This window comes from Glutamicibacter sp. AOP38-B1-38 (assembly GCF_052377485.1).
In the GTDB taxonomy this organism is placed as follows: domain Bacteria; phylum Actinomycetota; class Actinomycetes; order Actinomycetales; family Micrococcaceae; genus Glutamicibacter.
The window spans coordinates 1-3,113 of record NZ_JBQSWU010000064.1; the positions used below are offsets into that span (position 1 = coordinate 1).

Annotated in this window: 2 protein-coding genes; both read right to left on the reverse strand. The window is 52.4% G+C overall.

Going from position 1 to position 3,113, the window contains the following annotated elements; translation table 11 throughout:
* Positions 1–1,476: 1,476 nt before the first annotated feature.
* Positions 1,477–2,673, reverse strand: coding sequence for a type II toxin-antitoxin system HipA family toxin (locus ACT3TP_RS18510; protein ID WP_444621266.1), 1,197 nt, complete (start codon positions 2,671–2,673; stop codon positions 1,477–1,479).
* The gene (locus ACT3TP_RS18515; protein ID WP_258138880.1) at positions 2,670–2,978 is read right to left on the reverse strand and encodes a helix-turn-helix transcriptional regulator; all 309 of its coding nucleotides are present in this window, start codon (positions 2,976–2,978) and stop codon (positions 2,670–2,672) included. The genes ACT3TP_RS18510 and ACT3TP_RS18515 overlap by 4 nt, the downstream gene beginning before the upstream one ends.
* Between the last annotated feature and the right edge of the window lie 135 nt (positions 2,979–3,113).

Here is a 3,113-nt window from a genome sequence, read left to right on the forward strand (position 1 = left end):
AATAATTCTGAATTAAGTTCAGTTTTGGATCCGTACTAGTGCGTCATCGATCATACGGGCGAAGCCCGCCTATAGTCACAGGGCAGAACTAGCAGTTGATCGCATATCTAAGCGCTGCGGGATCAGCGGATTGGTTAGCTAACGTTGCCCTCCTTTGTGGAAATCATTGGTATACCGCCTGGATTTGCGCTCTACCGCCACCACACGTTGCAAAATCATCGAGTAACTCACCCATCAATGGCTCGATTCGAATCTCTTTGCCCCTGATACCACTATTACGCTTCGATTCATGACAGCTCATGGGCATCTCCAATGACGCAAGGGCCTTTTATGCCGAGCGGGATTGTTTACCGGTCAACTCCATTGGCAGCCCGATGCTCAGTCCCGGCTTCCACAACACAACTCATTCTTGGGCTCCGTAGCAAGATCGGTATGGATGCTTCTCTTTGCACGGTTGAAGTGAGCGACTGCTAGTGCCCCCATCGCGTTGACAGCAAGGACAGTTTCACGAATAGCTCATTGCTGGCGCCTGAAGGACTCCCGCCAGTCGGCGGTCCATGACTCTAGACGGTACTTTGCGTTGAGTAGCAAGCCCAAGGAAATGAGGATCTTGGCTCTGTCAGTGACAACCTAGCCCTCGGAAATTGGCTGACCACTACTCAGCTAGTCGCCCTCTGCCGTCCAAGATCGGATAGGCGCCCACTAATTGAGTGTCTACGATCGCCGTTTGGCTCAATATTTTGAGATGAACCCAAAAATCGAGGTCACCAAGTTTATAAGTGCCTCGGACACCTATTCGAAACGAGCCGGCACAAATCTGGATCGATATGGTACGTCTCTGCAACTCCTCGCGGGAACCGCCCTGTGTTTTCTCGCCAACTCAGGAAGCACGAACTGCCCTAAGAGCTCATCCGAAGCGAGGATGTTGTCCACGCCTAGGTCATCAGCAATCGCCATGACCGCACGCACAGACAAATACTTCCGTGAAATACGCGATTCATTTATGCAGATCCCTACACCCAGCTTCCTCGGAAAATTCTCTCGACAACATTTGTCGCCTTTCCATACGGCAACTTGGCGAAGACTCACTAGGCAGTAGAAGGGAAGTTGAGCGTTTGGCTAAATCTCAAGCTAAGCGTACTGTATCGATCGCTGCCATCTCTGCGAGAACGAAGCCATGCGAACTCAGGTTCGCGTAACGGTGGTTAGTGCGTGGACATACTGCAACACGGTAGGGAACGCCAAGCGGTAGGCTCCGACGACTACAGTGGCCCCTGTTGGGAACCTGTCTCTAGAAGCCGTATTCTCAATCGATGACTGGCCGGCCATTGCCCCAATTCTCCATAGCCACAATGCAAAAGAACTTCGTCTAGGCCCTACCCGAACTATGGGACCATTCCAGCCCAATCTTCCGGCAATGGCACAAGTGATTTGATAGCTCTCCACAACATGACAGAGCATCTCATCTTCCGACTTCTACCCAATTTCCATGCGACGAAACCGGAGTTCACGTTGCGTCCCGCGGAGGGGAGATCCTTCAAACGGCAACTCACCCAGGTCCACGAGACTTGCTGCCTTTAGCGCCAGCTGATTAGCCGACTGGACCGCTCTATCGGCGAGTCCCAAAGTATGCGCAAATTCTTGCCAGTGCTTCTTCTTGAGATTTTTCGTCTTACCCGCGACAGTCAAAACCATGGTGTCATCACCGTAAATCAGCGTGCAGGGAATGTCGTAGATCGGTGCTATTGAGAACCTTCCATGAGCATCAGCCAGCATGGAAACGTTCTTTCCGTGCAGGTCTCCATTGCCTGTCAGCCACGCAAACAGAAACTGAAGGTATAAATTACGCTTAGCCAGTATCGGCGCCTGGCAGTGCGAAGCGAGAGACTCTGAAATCTGCTCGGCGCTGACTGAATACTTCAGGGCTGGCGGTAAATCGAGAACCTGCAATCCATCTTCCTGCGCATACCGTGTCACTACCGTACTATTTGCAGAAATCTGCCGGTCGAAGCGCTCGACAAGTAGCCCCTCGACATGACGGGTGTCGAAAACTAGCTGGTACTTGGCCACTGGTAACTTCAGAGCACTGGCCGCCCGGAGATGTAGTGCTTCATTAGCAACCAGATGCGGATGATCGCGCGGATTCAGCTTAAGTAGATATGCCCCGCCATCCAAACCCAAAGGTGTAGTGAGCATTGTGGCACTGATTTTTTCCTGCACACCAGGAATTGAGTGCCGGTCAAGGCTTCTCGCCAACATTGAGAAGTCTAGATCTGTCGAATCAGCAATCGCGGCCACTGCAGGAGGGGCGGTCAGTTCGGTGCCCGCCGGCGATACCCGAACATTACCTGGCGTATCGGCACCCACAACCATCAGTAGAGTCAGCTCATCTGACAGGCTAGTTTTCGCCGCATCTTTCAGTACCGTAAGTCGATGCCCCTCTGGCAATAACCCAGAGAAGAAAGCTGGCAAACCACCACCTGGACCTATATAAGGAACTGACGACAAGGGCAAAGCCGACGCGATTCCACGGTCACCAGATTCTATGTAGTCACTGGTGTACGAAAACTCGATACCTCCGTCACTCAAACGAGACAAGTGCCCAGCGAGCTTCGGCCCTTGATAGACATCGGCTCGCTGCACTCGCTTAAGCTCTTGGATTTCGTGGCTCATTTCTCCACCACAATTTTCAGCCCAAGAACTGCAGCCGCGGACTGCACGGCCGTGATGGAAGGGTTTCCACCACCAGTTTCAATTGCCCGCAAAGTGCGCTCAGAGATATCCGCCAGCTCTGCTAGCTGCTCTTGAGTCAGCCCGCTCTCTTTTCTTGACTGCTGTATAGCGAAGCCAATTTCTGACAGGGAATTCACGACGCGCTCCAGTCCGGCAAAATCTCGCCGATTTTTACGTTTACCCTCACCATAATGCCTCAATAGAGCATTTACGGCAATATACTGCCGAATCGTTGACTCATTCATTTGTTTGTAGCCATCTCGCGGAGTAACGGCAGCATCACGCCGGTCAAGTTTTCGAGCTGTCGTTTAAGGCCGGTTAAAGCGCAAAAAGGTCCCGCCTCGCCAGGCAGAACCACACAACCCACACACCCCCGCACA